The organism is Paraferrimonas sp. SM1919 (assembly GCF_010993985.1).
Classification (GTDB): Bacteria; Pseudomonadota; Gammaproteobacteria; order Enterobacterales; family Shewanellaceae; genus SM1919.
Map to the genome: position 1 here is coordinate 84,447 of NZ_WINH01000002.1, position 18,577 is coordinate 103,023.

11 protein-coding genes are annotated in these 18,577 nt (G+C 39.0%); 2 read left to right on the forward strand and 9 right to left on the reverse strand.

Annotated elements, in window-relative coordinates; genetic code table 11:
- Positions 1-24: 24 nt before the first annotated feature.
- From GFB48_RS01535 to GFB48_RS01575, 9 genes are all read right to left on the reverse strand, one after another.
- Positions 25-360, reverse strand: coding sequence for a DUF3718 domain-containing protein (locus GFB48_RS01535; protein ID WP_163930457.1), 336 nt, complete (start codon positions 358-360; stop codon positions 25-27).
- 325 nt (positions 361-685) lie between these two features.
- The gene (locus GFB48_RS01540) at positions 686-1,012 is read right to left on the reverse strand and encodes an Hpt domain-containing protein (protein WP_163930459.1); all 327 of its coding nucleotides are present in this window, start codon (positions 1,010-1,012) and stop codon (positions 686-688) included.
- Between the two features lie 48 nt (positions 1,013-1,060).
- Positions 1,061-2,743, reverse strand: coding sequence for an ATP-binding protein (locus tag GFB48_RS01545; protein WP_163930461.1), 1,683 nt, complete (start codon positions 2,741-2,743; stop codon positions 1,061-1,063).
- Positions 2,744-2,751: 8 nt separating this feature from the next.
- A complete protein-coding gene (locus GFB48_RS01550) occupies positions 2,752-3,291 on the reverse strand; it encodes a heme NO-binding domain-containing protein (protein WP_163930463.1) in 540 nt (179 codons plus the stop codon).
- Positions 3,292-3,388: 97 nt separating this feature from the next.
- A complete protein-coding gene (locus tag GFB48_RS01555) occupies positions 3,389-5,533 on the reverse strand; it encodes an ATP-binding cassette domain-containing protein (protein WP_163930464.1) in 2,145 nt (714 codons plus the stop codon).
- Entirely contained in the window at positions 5,530-7,146 is a 1,617-nt protein-coding gene (locus tag GFB48_RS01560) for an ABC transporter transmembrane domain-containing protein (RefSeq protein WP_163930466.1), read from the reverse strand. Before GFB48_RS01560 ends, GFB48_RS01555 begins: the two co-directional genes overlap by 4 nt.
- A complete protein-coding gene (locus tag GFB48_RS01565) occupies positions 7,146-8,510 on the reverse strand; it encodes a TolC family protein (RefSeq protein ID WP_163930468.1) in 1,365 nt (454 codons plus the stop codon). The genes GFB48_RS01560 and GFB48_RS01565 overlap by 1 nt, the downstream gene beginning before the upstream one ends.
- Positions 8,485-10,701, reverse strand: coding sequence for a response regulator (locus GFB48_RS01570; RefSeq protein WP_163930470.1), 2,217 nt, complete (start codon positions 10,699-10,701; stop codon positions 8,485-8,487). Before GFB48_RS01570 ends, GFB48_RS01565 begins: the two co-directional genes overlap by 26 nt.
- Positions 10,702-10,704: 3 nt before the next feature.
- Positions 10,705-12,051 carry an HlyD family type I secretion periplasmic adaptor subunit gene (locus GFB48_RS01575; RefSeq protein ID WP_163930472.1) on the reverse strand — a complete coding sequence of 449 codons (1,347 nt, stop codon included), beginning with the start codon at positions 12,049-12,051 and terminating at the stop codon, positions 10,705-10,707.
- Between the two features lie 336 nt (positions 12,052-12,387).
- On the opposite strand from GFB48_RS01575, the gene GFB48_RS17655 reads away from it, so the two are divergent.
- Both GFB48_RS17655 and GFB48_RS01580 read left to right on the forward strand, forming a co-directional pair.
- Positions 12,388-13,647, forward strand: coding sequence for a cadherin-like domain-containing protein (locus tag GFB48_RS17655; RefSeq protein ID WP_240464810.1), 1,260 nt, complete (start codon positions 12,388-12,390; stop codon positions 13,645-13,647).
- On the forward strand, positions 13,607-18,532 hold the full coding sequence (locus GFB48_RS01580) for a tandem-95 repeat protein (RefSeq protein ID WP_240464812.1): 4,926 nt from the start codon (positions 13,607-13,609) through the stop codon (positions 18,530-18,532). The genes GFB48_RS17655 and GFB48_RS01580 overlap by 41 nt, the downstream gene beginning before the upstream one ends.
- The last annotated feature ends 45 nt before the right edge of the window (positions 18,533-18,577 follow it).

Sequence of the window (18,577 nt, forward strand, 5' to 3'; positions counted from 1 at the left end):
GCATAACACAACCATCTTTAAAGACTATCTTGCTGCTATATCGATAATCTCTACTCGAGTATTGCGGTAACTATTAATTTTGTTGGCGACGGGCAGGTTGCCCGCTTGCATGGCCCAATCACCGACATTGTAACCATTGCAACTCAGTTTATTGGCGACCAGTCTATATAGTGTAGAAGTCGCAGCTCTGGGGCGAATAGAGCGCACTGCTTTATTCATTTGGGGCACTGTCCCATTTGCCGCAGTGACACAAATCCGAGTCTCAATAGAGTTATCAGTTGCTACAAAATCTTTTTTTGCATCTGCTAAAGCAGTCGTTGCTACTAGAGTTGTTGATACCGCTAAAATCACTTTTAACATTGTTCTGTCCTTTTGGTTGTTGGGTGGAACAACTCAAATTTGGCACAGATAATTGTTAAATGTGTCTCTAAATTGCTGCGTAGTGTTACAAGATGTTTTCTCAGTAATCTTGTTTATTTTTTATTCGATTGATTTTGTGGAAAAAAATTAACGGTGGTAACAGTTCAATAGTAATTAATGTTACATCCTTAGGAATAATAATAACTCAGTTACCATTGGTTTTATCAACTGGTTAATCACTTAAGGGGCCGTTTTGCTTATGGCATATTAATGAGTAACGAAATGCTTAACAGAGTCGTTTACTGTGTGACTTGATGATTTTAGGCTAGTTAATGTAGTCCGTTATTTGTTTAATGATGGTTTCGATTTGCCCACCAAGTTGCTCGATATCAGTGTCAGCGGGCTCAATTTTGTTATGAACTTGCTGTTCAAGTTTTTGGAGTAATTCAACGGCTTGTTCTTCACCAAAACTTGCCAATATACCTTTTAGAGAGTGGAGCTTGATAAACAATTCATCCCAATCTTGTTGCTGATAAAGAGTTGTAATCTCCGTATGAGCATTACTGTGCTCTGCCATAAATATCTCTAAAATATCATTAATCAGCTCTTGGTCATTATCCATAAATTCGTTAAGCACATCGAAATTAATCATTATTAGCCCCTTTATATAAATTTAAAACTCTAATTATAGATTAGCTTATTATGAAGTCTGGTTGCGAACCGCCCACTTATCCATCATATGAACTAAATCGGTTTTAGTGTATGGCTTGGATAGAATATCAACCATACCTGAATCTAAGCATTTTTGTCTCTCTTCTTTGGTGGTGCCAGCGGTGAGGGCGATTATCGGAGTGGTATAACCTTGTTCTATTAATTTTATCGTTGCCTGATAACCATCTAAAATGGGCATACGGCAATCCATTAATACCAAATCGAAGTCATGTTGATTTATCATTTCTATTGCTTCAGCACCATTGCACGCTTGTATTGGGGTGATATTTAATTTTTCCAGCATCTTAGTGATTATCATCAAGTTCATTTTAATATCGTCTACAACTAATATTCTTAAGTGCTCAAAAGATGTCGCTTGTTGATTAGATACTTGTGATTTGTTTAACGACTCTGCAGACTCTAATATTGGCAAAGGCAACTCCACTTTGAATGTGGTGCCTTTGCCCAGTATGCTGCTCAGTGTTATGCTTCCAGACATTAATTCGATCAGCTTTTTACAAATCGCTAAGCCTAACCCTGTGCCTTCATAATTTCGGGTGGTAGAGATGTCAGCTTGAGTAAATGGTTGGAAAAGATTCTGCTGGGCTTGCTGGCTAATACCGATACCAGTATCGGTAATGCTGAAATGAAAACGAGAGCTTTGCTTGTCAAAGTTAACGATAACTTGCACTTGTCCATGGTTGGTAAACTTAATAGCATTACCCATCAGGTTGACAAAAATTTGTGTGATCCTTTCTTGATCACCTTTGAACCAAATGTTATCGAGTCCATCTGCTTTTATTAATAATTCAATACCTTTTTCTTTGGCTTTCGGTAAGAAAATACTTTTCAGCATTGTTTCCAATGTTTGCCACTGGAATTCTGAAGGGATCAGTTCGAGCATGTTAGCATTAATTTTACTAAAATCGAGCAGGTCATTGATGATGGCTCGAAGAAGTTGACCTGATTGGATCAAGTTATCGTGTAAATCTTTTTGGGTTGGGCTTAAGCTGGTATCTGCGAGTAGTTCGACACTGCCTAATAAACCATTTAGCGGCGTCCTTAACTCATGATTAATCATCGCTAAAAAATCTCTGGTCGAGCGTTCAGATGCTTCAGCCCTTTCTTTTGATTGGACCAACTTGAGGTTAACTCTTTGCCTTAAAATCGAATTCGATAATAGCTCACAGATCAGGGATATTTGGCTAGAGACAAAACCCATATCAATTTCTGAGTCATGCACAAGTAATCTAAGTTGACCAATCTCTTTTTGCTCAACGATGATAGGCAAAGGTGAGAAATCATGTTGAGAATGTGACTCTGTGCCGTATCGCTTCTGGGTTAAGGTTGGCAGGACTTTGCAGTTCAATACTAAAACACAGGAAAACTTGTCAGAAATATCATTGAGGTGGTTAATTAACTCGTTGAGGAGTACATCATCTAGCTGGGAGCGCATGAAAATTCGACTAAAGTAAAGCAGTTGCTTTTCAATATTTTGTTGAATTTCAAATTTAATCTGATTAACCGCTGATCTTTGCTCGACATGATGAAGAGCTAACTCGAGCTTTTTATTAGCGTTGTAAAGTTCAAGGCTTTTTTGTTCTAATAGTTTTTCAGCAGCAATTTTTGCCGCAGTCACTCGCTTTAGTTTACGCTCTAAGCTGCTTTCCATAGGCCGCTTTAATTGATAGTAATGTTGAAGCGGACGCTACTGCCATCTTCCGTTTGAGGCTGCATATCAACGTTTAGCTGCTCATTGAAATGTTCGGCACAGCCTTCTAATAAGCCTAAACATACATGCGACATACAACGAGCACTCTTATAATCCATTACCATATTGGTTTTAGTTTCACTAATGAATTCGAAAATAGGAGGATTAGCATCTGGATATAATTTTTTAACCTCAATATGAATGACATCTTGTACATGTCGAATGAACTGAAAAGTAGAAGTACTATGTCCAATGCTAGCGGTATCAGGAAGTGAGCCAAGCAAGGTTAAAAAAATAACTTGGCCAAAAACTCTTTGTAGCTCAGTTGGTTCGATATTGGTTACCTTACTCAAATTAATAATTAATTTGACTAGGTCTTTATGGTCATAACTGCCTACGGATGTGTAGATGCCTTCGTCTTCTGACATGTCCAAAACTGTATCTAATACTTCTAAACCAAACTTATCTTCAACCAACTCTAAAAATTGTGTAAATATAATGCCTTTCATGGTGTTCCTTATGTCGCGGCATGATGACGCGCTAATGTGACCGTGCTGTGAAAACCACTCTATTAGTTATAAGACAAATCCTTATTAATTCAACTTTTTAACGACTTTTATTTAGGACTTTATCTGGTGAACCAAAGTATTTTTGGCTACCATTTTGCTCTAACAGTAAACAATGACTACTGGTCGCAAGTAGGTGTGGAGAAACGGTAGTAAAGACAACAGTATGCTGCTTTAGAGGGCCTGAGAATAGTTGATCTAGGTATTTTTTATTTTCTAGCTCGGAGCCCACCAGGGGCTCATCAATGAGGATCAGCTCTTCATTCATATTACCTAAGCCAATTGCAAGGCGTAATTTTTGAAGGGTAGCACTTGGTAAATCTAAAATAGTTTGCTTATCTAATTGTTGGTGTAGGCCATCAGGAAAATCCTCATCTAGGCCTAGGAGTCTCATCGTATGGTTAATCTCTGCCTCAGAAATCATGCCATTATGAATGACAAAGTTGGAATAAATGCTGCCGTCATAAAGATGCAAATTAAATGGGATATAGTTTATGGAGCGACGATAGCGATAATTGTTAAATTGTTTTAAATTGTAGCCATCAACGAGTATGAAACCCTGATATCTGTGTTCAAGAGCAGCCAGAATCATTAATAGCGTGGTTTTACCACATCCAGCGGGGCCAGAAATTGCCACTTTGGTACCTGCCGGTATAGTTAGGTTGAGATTGGTTAATCCGCTGGTGGCAGATGGGTAACGATGGCTAATATTATTGAGACTGACTTCACCGCTGAATTTTCTAATTGGTGGGCTTTTTTCTAGGGAAACTTTGTCATCATTTAGTGACATAAGTGCATTAATTTGATTTGCTGACTTCTTAATCGCGTTAAACTTAATTAGTGAGTTATAGATACCCATTATCGGGCTTAAAGCTTTCCAAACTAAAATGACCGTGGCGATCATAGCTCCAGCATCGCTGATACCTTCCATCGTAGTATAAACAGCAGTAATAATTGCTGTAGTACCAATAATTTGGATGATTGTATTACCAATGGCCTGGATACGAGAATTGACCTTTTCCACATGGTCGGCTTCATCTGAGCTTTGTTGATGGGAGGCTTTAAATCGAGATTTTAAAACGGGCATTAATGGTAAGTTTTGAATAGTCGCGATGCTTCTTAATAATTGGTTCCATTGATACGAAATCATAGCGTTAGCGCGAGAGCTTTTCGCAATAGCTTGAGTGTAGATGTAGCGTGCGTACAAACAAAATACGATCATCAGCAAAATACCAACCAGCACTACCAGTGCAGCATACCCAGATAAAAAAGTAATGGCGATGATGAATATGATGACAAATGGTAGATCAAAGTAGCTTAACGTCGCTTCTGCGGTGACTAATTTTCTGAATTGATTGATATCATTAAGTCGAGCCAATTGCGCTGAAATATCGGCCGAAGACGTCATGCTGTAGGGCAGCCACAATAACTTTGAAATTACATTTTTAGAGATGTGTATAGCTAAATCTTGACCGGAAGTATTAAGCACTTTCATTCTTAAACTCTTGACCGCAAAATCTGAAAAAGCCAACACAAGTGCTAAAAAGGTTAGCCAGTATAAGGTCTTTAACGATCCAGAGTTTAGAGCATAGGTATAAACAGCCATAATATAAAATGGCTGTAAAGCTCCAAGAAGGTTGCTAATAAAAGAGAACAGTAACAGGCTTTTAATTTCGTCATTAAAACGATAAAAAGTATATTTAATCCAATTACTCTTATCGGATGTTTCAGGTGGCGGCTCTCTAAAAAATCGCGAGTATTGTGTTATATAAGTTAATCTGAATGGCTCAGCATTTAGGTTGATGTTGATGATATTATTATTCACATAATCAAAGGCTACTCCTTGTCCTTCTGATAAAGAAAGTAACAGGCCAGAAAATTGTTCAGATTCTATAAAACAGGGCAATCTTGAAGTGACCGATTCGTCTATAGAGTTTACTTTATACTGAGTTGTTCGGCATTGGTAACCTAGTTTGGTCAGGGTCGCCTCAAAAGAGAGAATGTCGCTACTTTCGACTACGAAGGCATCAGAAAGGATCTCCGGCGTACCTTCCCATTCAAAAGCGATTAAGATATAAGCTAAAGCTCTAAGTAAAGGAGTATTTTTATACCTAATTTCAAAGGTTTCATTTTCAAAATCAGAGAGCCTTTGTTTGACATCGCTGAAATCAATTAGCGAGCTCATTTCTCCCCCTTATTACCAAGTTTGATAGCTGGTAATCCGAAATCACTCGCTTGAATATTATTGCTAACAATAATAAGGAATTGGTTATTGAGCTTAGGTTTGAAAGTCATGATTACCTTGCTAGCAAAGTTGCTATCAAAAATGGTGTCAAAGTCATCAAGAAATAAAATCTTATTATTACTTATCATCGCTCGAATAATAAATAATGCATATTTTACTTGTCGCGAGAATGGCGTGGGTTTATTACTTGAAAGATTGGTATAAAAACCATTAGGAAGTGAATTGATGATGTCATGGATACCTAGGTTTTTACATAAAGAAAAAGCAGAACTATTATAAAAAGGGCGATAACAAGTTAAGTTATCAATGATAGTGCCATCAATGAATTGGCTTCTCTCATTAATTAAAAAGGTTTGCTTTCGCCATTCATGGTAATCGAGACTGTTTATGTCGATGCCATTAAGTAAAATAGGTAATTCTTTTTTATCAATGTCTAAAATTAATCTTCTGCCGATGCTGGTTTTTCCAGTTCCCGAATCACCTGACAGGATAACAGGTCTATTCGCATCTATGATAATCTTCTTGTGGCTATCTAGATAAATGGTAAGGCTATCTTGGACTAACAAGGTATCCGTATCATTATCTGCTTTGGGTAGTTGTTTGTGGCTGTTATGAATTTCTAAATCCAGTATTTTGGAAATATTGTTAACCTGTAAGCGATTGATTTTAAGTCTGCTGAGTGTACGCATCATTTGTTGATAAGGACCAAAGTAGCGATTAGTTAACATAATCACTGCAGCCATTATCCCTTGTGTTGAATTGGCATCAATGACCGACTGTGCAAGCATTAGCACCACAAAGGTTACGGTTAAATTTTGGAAAAGGGAAAGGATAATATTATAGTTAGACTCCAGTTTTTCATAGCCGATGCTACTGGCTTCTCGGATCTTGATGAGTTCATTCATTATACTTTCTAGGCGATACTCCATAGCCCGACTTTTGTTGTCAAGCGGGTTGGATACGACTTCGATAATTTTAGAGCTTGTTTCCCCTTCTAATTGTGTGCTTTTCTCGAGGCTGACAATTTTTCTATTAGAAATGTTGTGTGCTACTAGCCATAAGAAAATAGAAGAAATTGCTAATATTAGCCCCGCGACAGGATGAATTATGGCGATGATTGTAATGGTGAGTATGCTCGTTAAAAAGTGGATTTTAGCCTTAATCATTTCGCCAGTTAGAAAAGATTTTATCTCAGGTATTTTTGAAATTCTCTCAAGAAAAACACCACTTTCAATCTTACTGAACTGATAGATGTCAGCGAGGCAGATCGCATGGAAGGTACGGTTTATGATTTTGGTTTCGAACTGCTTCATTAAGTTGGAAGTTAACTTTTCTTCCTGTTTTTTAAGAAAATAATCGAGGATGATGGCAACAATAATAATAGCAAAAATCAGCGTTAACGTGTCTTTTGCCTGATTAGGCAAGACTCTATCAAAAATAATTAAAATTGAGAAAGGTAAAACCAGAGATAAAAAAGTCGTTACAATGCTAGACATTAAAATGTAAGCATTATCAATGAACCCAATTTTTACTTTTCCAATTTTGTCACTCATTAAAAACTCTCATTCTGTTCAGTGAGCTCACTGGCGATGAAGAAGTTATCCATTTTGTTGATGGAATCTATCGATAATGAGCCTGTCATTCTCTCAAGCATTATTAGCTCCTGAGTGTAATCATACCGAGCACTATTGTAGTCACGATAGCTGTTAAACAATTTCGTTTCAGATAGAAGTAAATCTGTTAAGGTGCGAGTGCCAAGTTCGTAGGCTTTTTTCAAGCCATTAAAAGAGGAGCGGTTAGCTTCAACGATTAGCCTTAGGGAACTAATGCTTTGAGCAAGGTTGTTAATGTTTAAAATCGAGACTTTTATTGAATTTTTGATGCTACTTCGTGTGCTTTGTAATTCGAGTTGTAGCTTTTTTATTTTTTGTTTGTTCTTTTTATATTCATAAAAATCAGAACCACCAGAGGTGATTGGAATATTTAATTGTAAATCAATACTTTTGGATTGACTTTTACCGGTACTGCTAGGGTTATTGAGCAGGTCGAAATCACTTGTATAATCCTTGCTAATACTTCCGTTTAACGTAAGGGTGGGGCTAAACTTTGATGCTGCAGTTTTTATATCTGCCATGGCTTTTTGGTAAGACTTTAATGCAATAGCAATTTCTTTATTGTTAGCCATTGCTAAGTTGGTGTACTTTTCAATATTTTTTTCATTTATATTACTAAAGCTTACGTTTTCCTTAAGAGTAAAGTTTGCATCTATTGGATATTGTATAAGATTTTCAATATTACTTTTTGTGACTAAGTACTCTTTTTCAAGAGTGGCTATTTTTTGTTTTATCGATTCATTCTTAGATATAACTTCATATATGTCATTCTTTGGAGAGTTGCCAACCTCTATGTTTCTGCTCATTTGCTTAAGCCTAGAGTTTGATGACATGAGTTCTTTCTTGGTAGCTGAAATTATCGTGGCTTTTTTCATAAGCTCTATATACTGGATAGCGATATCCTCAATGGTCGCCTGTATTTTGTTTTGATTTCTTAGCTTTTCAATAGTTACCCCTTCTTTGGTGGACTGGTATTTGTAGATGTCTTCTAGGTTAATTATTTTTTGTTTGAATGATAAACTGAGGCTCTCATCGGTATATTTTTTATTAATGTCTGTAGCTTCATGCTGCTGTGTATTATCCCTGTTCCAACTTTTTAAGGCGGAACCATTTATGCTTGGTAAAAAGTTAGATTGGCTTATTTTTAAATTATACTCAAACTCCTCAACTCCAGCTTGACTTGCGGCCAATGTTAGGTTGTTATTTAAACCCTTCTCGACAACCTCCGATAAAGAATTACCCAAAACAGAAGTCGATAATGAAGCTGTTAAAAATAAACTAATTATTTTTTTGAAACGCTGCATATTTCTTTATTGCCTTTATGATTTCATCCGTTTTGTAGGGCTTGCTGATGACATGGTCCATACCAGCCGCGATACAGGATTTTTGCTCCTCTTCGCTGGTAAGGGCGGTCGCACCTATTATAGTTACCGGCTTTTTGTTGCGCTGATTTATTTCATTGTTTCTTATTATTGTCGTCGCTTCTATGCCTCCCATACCAGGCATTATGCAATCCATGAATATGACATCTACCTCATTTTTTTCTATCCAATCTAGGGCTTGTTTGCCATCATTTACCGTATGGGGTAAATACTCTAGCTTCATTAAAATACGTTTCAACAGGAATTGTTGAGCTTTGTCATCTTCAACTATTAGGATATTACAATCTTGCTTGTTTTGGCTTTGCTCTTTTTCATAAAGTGAGCTCGCCAGCTCGGTGGTGAATTCGTTAGGTGAAAAGGGAGCAATAAAAACTTTAGTAAAACTATCGAAAATATTTTCATTTTTTTGGTTGTTATTTATCAGGTGAATTTTGTTTTTAGTTGTTTTTTTGATGGCTCTAACCAAACTTTCTAAAGGTATGTCTAGATCTTGATCATTGATTATCAACGAGTCAAAATTATTGTTAGTGGTCAAGTGGTTTAAGAGCTTGTTGGTGTCTGAAAAGGTGACAGTGTTTGCTCCATTGTTGTAAAGTATCTGGCTGGTTATGCTAAGAGATAAAGGTGATAAGCAGTAAATCAAAAAACGCTTACCTTTTAAGTTAGATGTATGGCTCTCAATATAATCTAAACACTCAATCTCAAAACTAATTCTATATTGTTTCTGCTTTCCGGAGATATACCAGTTAGAGTTAAAATTCTCAATATTTTTAAGAATCGATTTGACCCAGTTGTCTTTTGAGGATGTTGAGCTGGCGTACTCCGACCAATGTAATTTGCTTAGCTTTTCAATAGGTATACTAAATTCATTTAAAAAAGTAAGGCTGCAGGAAACTTTCACCTTGTCAATAGTTTGCGCTGGGCTAGAGCTGAAGCTGAATAATAAGTTCTTGTCTTTTTCTGCCTTTATTGCATTAGATGAGACTAGAAATAACACCCAAAATAGGTTTGATTTTTGTCCTTGAACAAGGTTAGGAGTGTCATTGTGAAAGCTGATTTCTAATTTTTTCTGTTGCGTGTTTAACTTGTCTTTGAGTTGAAGTGATATTTCTAGGATTAACTCTGTAAAAGAGAAGTTTGTCCTTTTTGAAATTCTACCCTTGGAGAGTAAGGTGTTATAGTTATCAGCTAACTCTGATAATGTGTTAGCAGTATTAGTTATCCCCTTGTTAAGTTCTTTTATTTTGTCATCATCTTCATCAGTTAAAACGGTCATTCCAGCAGTTAAATTATTAGATAAATCTCGTATCTCATAACCAATTAAACTATAAAGGTGCTGGGTGTTGTCCATTTCTTCTTTGATCCTGTTATATGACTCAACGACACCTTTCACTTTGGTTAAAATGTTCCTCTCTAAGCTTGATATTTGTGTGTTTTCAAGATGTTTGTTAATCTCAATTAACTCAAGGTTATCAACTTTTTTAGCGAGTCCCAGTAGCTCATTATGTTTTGCTTGAATAGTTGCTTTGAATTGTTTGTTGCTTTTGTTTGTTCTGATTATGATTGAAATGCTAATGACTACAATTAATATTATTAAGAAAAATGATGTTGATAATGTTTGCTCAGTTGTCGCTTTTAAAGATTTATATGAATTGCTGATTATGCTGTTTTTTTGGTTATTCAAACTTTGAATCCCCAATGAGAGTAAATGGTTTAATTCTGAAAGTTGTTGCATATCAAGCGTTGTTTGGTTTGATATTTTTTTAAGCTTTGCTGCAATTATTTTATAGTCGGTTTTGCCGTTAAGGTTAACCAGTTTTTTTTCAGACGAAACTGCTTTCTCAAGTGCTTTTATGTATGTAAAGTAGCTTTGATAAGAAGCTTTAATGCCTTGGCAGTTGTTGTTGGTTTTACATTCATAAACAGATTGATTGATACTTTCCATGGAGGAAATTAAATTTTCAATGCTGATGATTACATTTCTGTCTTGTCCATTTTCGACTTCGATAACCCTGCTTGCTTTATAGAATATCCCTATAATAATTAAAGCTGTAGATAAGATAATCAATACCGCCAAATTGTGGATGTTAATTTGATAGTTTTGTTTTTTCATGCTCTACCTTTCATCAAAAGCTTCTTCTAAAGCAGAAATGACGGGTTTTATGGCATACTCTAATATGGTTCTTTCTCCAGTTTTGATATCTACAGTAAATTCTAAGTATGGAGATAATTTGTATTCGATACCTGATTTCTCTAGAAATGATTTTTGCAGGCTGATTTTGGCTATGTAGTACTCCATTTCTTCTTCTTTGTATGAGGAACGACTGATAGATTCTATTTTTCCTTCTATGTGGCCGTATTTAGTGAAGTGGTAGCTGTCAAATTTTAACCGTACTTGCTGACCTACTTCGACAAAACCAATTTCACTTCGACTTATTTTGGCTTCTCCATGAATTTTGTCATTTAAAGGTGCTATATCTACTATGCTCTCACCTGGTCCAATAACCGCAGATTGGTAATTGTAGTGAATTTTGTCTACTACGCCATCAACAGGTGAGTAAATGGTTAGTCGCGCCACTTTGTCGCTATGCTGAGTTTTATCTGTTTCTTTAATGGATATCTCTTTTTTGATTTCAGTTATTTTTGCTTGATATTCGGAGTTTCTATTGTTTTGCAGATCGATAAGTTGTTTTTTGGTTCTTTCCATCTGGAATTGCTCATTAAGTATCGCCTCTTGCAGGTTTTCAATTTCTCTTTGCATGTTTGAGCGTTGTACTTGCATATTTAGCACTTCTATATAAGAAGCCATTTCTTCTTCATGTAAGGTTTGCTTAATAGCTAATTGAGATTCGATGAGCTTAAGTTGATTGTTGGAACTTAACATCCGATTTTGCATGGAACTTAACAGTTGGGTTTTATGTTCGATATCATGCAGCAGCAGTTGATCGCCGGATTGGTTTTTGGAATTTTCCTCTTTCCAGCTAGTTAAGTTCTGTGAAATCAGCTCAGGAAAAGCAGAATACTCAGAATAATTGGGTTCCAAGCCATTGATTAGAGACTGATATCTAATCAAATCCATTTTTAACTGAACAATTTCTAGATTTTTAGTGTTTAAAATTGTGTGGCGATCGGAAGACTTTAATCTGGCTATAGCTTGCCCTTGATAAACCACATCTCCATTTTTAATTAATAGTTCATCTAGAATGCCACCTTCTAAGTGTTGGACTTTTTCTATGTCGCTCTCAAGTAGTAACTCTCCCCTCGCAGAAACGATAATATCTAATTGAGCTTGAGAAGAGACAAAAGTTAATGCCGTTAAAATCGCTAGAAAAACAAGCAAGGCCTTATGTACGAATGTTAATTCGCTACTTAAGGAAAGGTAGTCTGTGTTATGGATAGGGTCTTGGTAGTTACTACCGACAAGAGCATTTTTTATGTGTTCTTCTAAAGCGTTACCAGCCATTAATATTCCTTGAGCTCTATTTTGTCACTCTTAATATAAGTAGCATTTTTAAGTATAGACACAGTTTCACAAAACCAAAAAAAACATTAAATCATTTACTTAGATGGCTATTCTAGATAGGCGGGTGCTACTAATGGATTTTAATTCTGATATTTTAGATATGAGTTAGTGTGCCTTAGTTGGGGCCGTTGCTATGCTTTAGATAGGCGCTAGTATTTGGGGCAGAGTGAGCTTGAATGCTTACAAGCCCCTTTGTTGGTTATTATTTGCCCCATTTTTGTCCAGTTGAACTATTCTAATTAACTGCTTTAGTGTGCAATTTGGTGGATTTGGAATATGCCTAATAACAATGTCAATGATGAAAACAATCCTCTTAACGAGGCGGAAGAACAAGTACAAACTTCTAATGATCAATCGACAAGTCAGTCACAGCAATCAACGGTTACTTCCACTGTTGCGACAGGTGGAGACACACTAGAACAAAGTGAGACAGCTGAACAAACTACAGAGGCTGCAAAAACAAATACTAATGACTCTGATTCGGCTGAAGAAGTCTCTGATGGCGGAGCTGAAGTCGCAGAAGAAGTTCAGGACCAAAACAGCGGTGCCAATTCAAGAGTCATTGAGAGTGAAATAACTTTAGATGAAGATAATCAACCTTTACCTTCTGCAAACAGCGAAGACACTGGAGTTCAATCCGTTGGCGGTAGTGATAGCGAAAGTCGTGGAGGTGAAGGTCAAAGCGTTGAAGGTAATTCCGGTGAAACCAATGCAGCCAGTGGAGCAAGTGGATCCTCGACGAATATCAATCAAGATACGGCTGTTAATACAGAGTTTGATACTCTTACACAAACTAGTACTGTCGAAGTAGGTGTGGAAGGTGCTGGAGTACAAAGCTCTCCTGCTACAGCCTTAGCGGATGATTTTGATACAGAAACGTCATCTCAGACAATTGAGATAAATGTCGAGAATGTCAACGACGCCGCGGTTGTCGAAGATGCCAGCTACAGCATCGAAGAAGATGGCTCACTGACCTTTACCGATGCCCAGCTCCTAGCGGGGGCGTCAGACATTGATGGTGACGATTTATCCGTTGCTGATGTCAGCTACTCAGGCAGCGATGGCGTGTTCACCAATAATGGTGACGGCAGTTATACCTTCTCACCCAATGAGAACTTCAATGGTGACGTAGCGTTAAGCTTCGCCGTGAGCGATGGCACCACCACGACTGCGGCCAACATTGATGTCAGCGTTGAGTCCGTTAATGACATTCCAGTGGCGGGTTCCACCACTTACTCCGTCAATGAAGATGGCATTATTACCCTTAGTGATGCGCAACTTTTAGCAAACAGCTCAGACGTTGAAGGGGAGGTCAGTGTCAGTGGGGTGGCTTACTCGGGCACCGATGGTATTTTCACCGATAACGGCGACGGCAGTTACAGCTTCGCCCCTAATGATAACTTTAATGGCAATGTCTCCCTTGATTTCACCGTCGTCGATGAAGACGGGGCAACCGCACAGACCACCGCCGGCATTGATGTTATTGCAGTTAATGATGCGCCGGTGTCGGGGGATTTGGCTTACTCAGTTAANTGAAGATGGCGCCATTACTCTGACTCAAGAACAGTTGCTGTCTCAAGCGAGCGATATCGAAGGGGATGCACTCACCGCCGCCAACCTCAGCGCCGGGGATAACGCCAGCGTTATTGCCAATGAAGACGGTTCATTTACCATTACCCCGGATGCCGATTTTAATGGCGACATTGACTTAAGCTTCGATATCTCCGATGGCACTGACACCATCGTTGCCAACGGGGCACTGACGGTGAACCCTCAGAACGATTTACCGACTTCCTCGCAAGTAGAAGCGAATGTAGCAGAAGATCACACCATTATAATCACGCAACAGCAGTTACTTGCGAATGCTGCTGATATTGATGGTGATCAGTTAGTGGCAGCTGATCTGATGGCTGAAGGGGCTGAGATTATTGATAACGGTGATGGTACTTTTGCTATCACTCCTGATGCTAATTTTAATGGCCTGATCAATGTGAGTTACAACATCAGTGATGGCGATACCCCTATTGCAGCTAATCTTGCGTTAACGGTTGATCCTGTTAATGATGCGCCAATTGTATCAGCAGATGTTGCTATTACCATAGCTGAGGATGGTTCTTATACCATCACTCAAGAGCAACTGTTGCAGTTTGCTTCGGATGTCGAACTTGATCCCATGACTGCGACTATCGGTGATCAAGGAGAGCTGACTTCCATATCCGGTACTGTGCTAGATGCTGCAACTGGGTCACCGATCGAAGGGGCCTTGGTCACCATGACTGATGTCGTGGGTAACACTTATGAAACCAACACTAATGCGAATGGTCAATATCAAGTAGAAGGTAGTGTCGTTGAACAGGCCAGTGTCGAGATCACTAATGATGGTTCAATCAATTCCAGTTACGTTGTGGCTAGCGGAGATGTTGGCGATGCAGGGGTAACGGCTATTTCTGATATTCTCGAAGATACAGAAATGCGAGTGGTGGTCACCTGGGGGGCAGAGCCAACCGATCTGGATAATCATTTATGGTTATATGATCAAGAGACAGGTGAGCAGTTAGACCATATTTTTTATGCGGACATGCGTTATAACCTTGGTGATGGTCAGCGAGTTGAACAGGATGTGGATGATATCAACGGCCATGGTCCAGAAACCATTACCATCCCGAATTATCAAGATATGAACATGCACTACTCCATTCACAATTACAGCGGCCGAAGTTGGGATGTAGAAGGTGTAGAAAATGTTCAAGTACAGATTTTTGTTGGTGATACTCTGGTGCAAACCTTCACACCTGACTTACCAGAAAACCCTGAAGGTGAACACTGGCATGTATTTGATGTTATCGATGGCGTGATTGTTCCCAGTCAAGATGTTAATTCGGAACGTAATTTTGATTTACCAAGCAGTGATGTGGCAGCAAATACTGAGGGTGCAATTGATATCAGTTCTGCATTGATTGGTGTCGCAGCAGAGGACACCGATGTTGACAACAGTGATAATCAACAGAGTGAAATTCAAGCTACTGAAACCGCCCAAACTGGAACTGAAAATGCGAGCGTGGCGGATATTGCCATTGCCAACGCCACTATTACTGATAATGGTGATGGCACATATACCATTACCCCTGCTGAAAACTTTAATGGCGAGTTCTCAATTAATTACACCGTTAATGATGGTCATGGTGGCATCACTCCAGCGCAATTAGATGTCACTGTAACTGCCATAAATGATGATTCCATTATTTATGATCATATTTATACCGTTAATGAAGATGGCAGTTTGAGTTTTACCGATGAACAGCTGCTTGAAGGCGCAATTGACATTGATGGCGATGACTTAAGCGTTGCATCGGTAAATTACTCGGGTAATGATGGTATATTTACCAATCATGGCGATGGCAGCTATAGTTTTGCACCTAATGAAAACTTTAATGGCAACATTAATCTCAGTTATGACGTTAGCGATGGTCAAGGGATTGTATCTGGTGACATCACGATAGAAGTCGCCGCAGTAAACGATGCCCCCGTTTCCGGTCAGCTGGCTTACTCGGTGGATGAAGACGGTTCTATCATACTGACTCAAGAACAGTTGCTAGCACAAGCGTCTGATATCGAAGGAGATGAACTCACCGCTGCTAACCTCAGTGCCGGTGATAATGCCACAGTGACGGCGAATCCAGACGGTTCATTTACCATTACGCCAGACGCCAACTTTAATGGCGATATTGCTCTGAGTTTCGATATCTCTGATGGCAGTGACAGTATCGTCGCTAATGCTGCACTTACTGTCAATCCAGTCAACGATGGGGCAACATCGACCAACGTTACTTTGCAGAGCGAAGAAGACAATACTTTAGTTATTACTCAGCAAGATTTACTCAGACAAGCTCATGATATTGATGGTGACGATTTAGTTGCCCGTAATTTAGCCATCGATGAAGCATTTGGAGCGCTTGTTGAAAATGGAGATGGCAGTTGGTCTTTTACTCCTACAGAAAACTTTACAGGTGAAGTACCCCTTAGCTTTAGCATTGATGATGGCACTGAGTTAACTCAGGTACAGGGCCAAGTCAATGTGACTCCAGTGAATGATGCTCCAATCGCGCCTAATATTGAAATGCAGGGAGAGGAAGACCAAGTGATGGTCATTGATCCTGCTTACATTATTAGTCAAGCAAGCGATCTAGATGGAGATCAGCTAGATTTACGAAGTTTAACAGTTAAAGCACCACAAAATGCTCAATTACAGCAGCAACCGGATGGGTTGTATCACCTTGTTACCTCTCAGGATTTTAACGGAATTATAGAATTAGGTTATCAGGTAACGGATGGTCTAGAAACGGTTGAAGGCGATCTAAACATTGATGTTATTCCAGTTAATGACGCTCCATTCAATAATGGTAATGCGGTATTAACTACCAATGAAGACGGAGTATTTACCTTTGATGCAAGTGATTTATTGAATCTGTTTGGTGATATTGATACCGATACGTTAATCATTTCTCGTGTGTTGTTAGCTGATGGTGAGCAAGCCGGAGACTTAACCGATAATGGAGATGGCAGTTGGAGTTTTAGTCCATCTGCTCATTTCGCGGGTACAGGTGGTCTACAAATAATTGCCTCAGATGGTGAGTTCGAAACGGCACTTGATGTGCCAGTATATATTCGACCGGTGGCGGACGGAGCGGTCATTAGCACCGATCACCAAGGGCCACTTGTATTTGCGGAAGATACTACCGGGCACCTTGGGGTTAATATTGCCTTGGTTGATGAGTCCGAATTTGTAAGTAATGTTGAAATGACAGGCTATCCTGTTGGATTTGTGGTCAGTGATGGTGTGCATACTATGACTATTACTGAGCCCAACCAGGTAGTAAATGTAACCGACTGGAATCTTGATGATTTACAACTAACCCCACCTGCTGATTACAGTGGTAATTTCTTTGTAACCATAAGCGCAACAACTGTTGATTATGGTGATGAAACAATTGATGCCTCTGGTTTAGCTCCAATTGCAGGTGATTTTACCACTACTTTAGGTGAGCCAATTAGCTTCACTGAAGCCGATTTGATTGCTTTAGCTCAAAATATTGATGCGGATGATGGTGATGCCATAAAAATGGTGCATCTTATCGACCAAAATCAAGGGGAATTGCTGCAACAAGCAGATGGAAGCTGGTTATTTACTCCCGCAGAAGGGTTTAGTGGGGAAGTTGATTTTGCATATGTGGTAGAGCGCGATGGGATTTTATATGACGAGCAAAGCTCGATTGCAGTATTTGAATCCGAGGCAGATGTAGTCACCCCGAATGAAGCCAGCACATTAAATGCAGATAATATCAGCTCAGAGCAACCCCTGAGTTTTACAGATGAACAGTTATTATCGACCTTAACTCAAGATACTGATGTGCAGATGACAATCGAATCAGTATATTTGACCCAAGGTCAAGGTGTTATCGAATCCAATGGTAACGGCGGGTATCAATTTACCCCCGCTCAAGGTCAGCATGGTCAAGCTCAAGTTGGCTTTGTCGCCAGTGATGGTTATCAAAATGTAGAGAGTTATTTCAATGTCAATATGACCAGTGCAGTAACAGAATCAGGATTGCAAGAAAATGGTTCAATTATTATCACTAAGTCCGATATATTAGGCAGCCTTGGAATGGAGCAGGCAGATATAGTAGAAGTAGATTACAACTTCGAAAGTGGCTTATTTATGCCCTATGATGACGACTTGTGGATTTTGTGGCCTGATGCAGAATTCAATGGTGATTTACAGTTATCAGTCACAATAGCTGATGACCAAACCAATCAGCAACTTGATACCACAGTAAGTGTCGAATTAGCTGGATCTTCGGCCGAACGAGGCAATACCCCAGAACTACCAACTCAAGCTGCAGACACGGCACACGAGGCAAGTTCAAATGATGACGCTGATTACACGGCAGCACCGGGGGCTGAAGTTGAAATCAATCTCCCCAATGAGGTTGCAGACGCTGAAGGCGTGGTCGAGATTATGCTTGCAGGCGTTCCAGAAGGGGCAGACATACCTTCAGCTTTAGATATGGGGGATGGAAATTACTTAATAAGTGGTGATCTTTCTCAAGCTGTGGTGATGAACCTTGGGGACAATTTTGAAGGAGAGGTTGAGCTTAACTTCCAGGGTATGGACAATTTAGGGTTGCAGGTGGATCAGGCAAATGCATCACAGACCTTGAGTATTGATGAGCAGTACAGTATGCAAACAACTGGGCGTAGCCAGCAAAACCACGAACAATTTGAACCTAGCTCGGAAAATGGTGATTGGACTCAAGCAGATGAAACTCAACAAGAAGTTGATATTAATGATGATTCAGGAAGCTTCGATAATGCCAACACCGACACTCAGACTCCGAATGATTTAGATGATCCTTTGATTTAGCGAAGTTGAACAAAAAGGCCCCAATCTTGCGATTGGGGCCTTTTT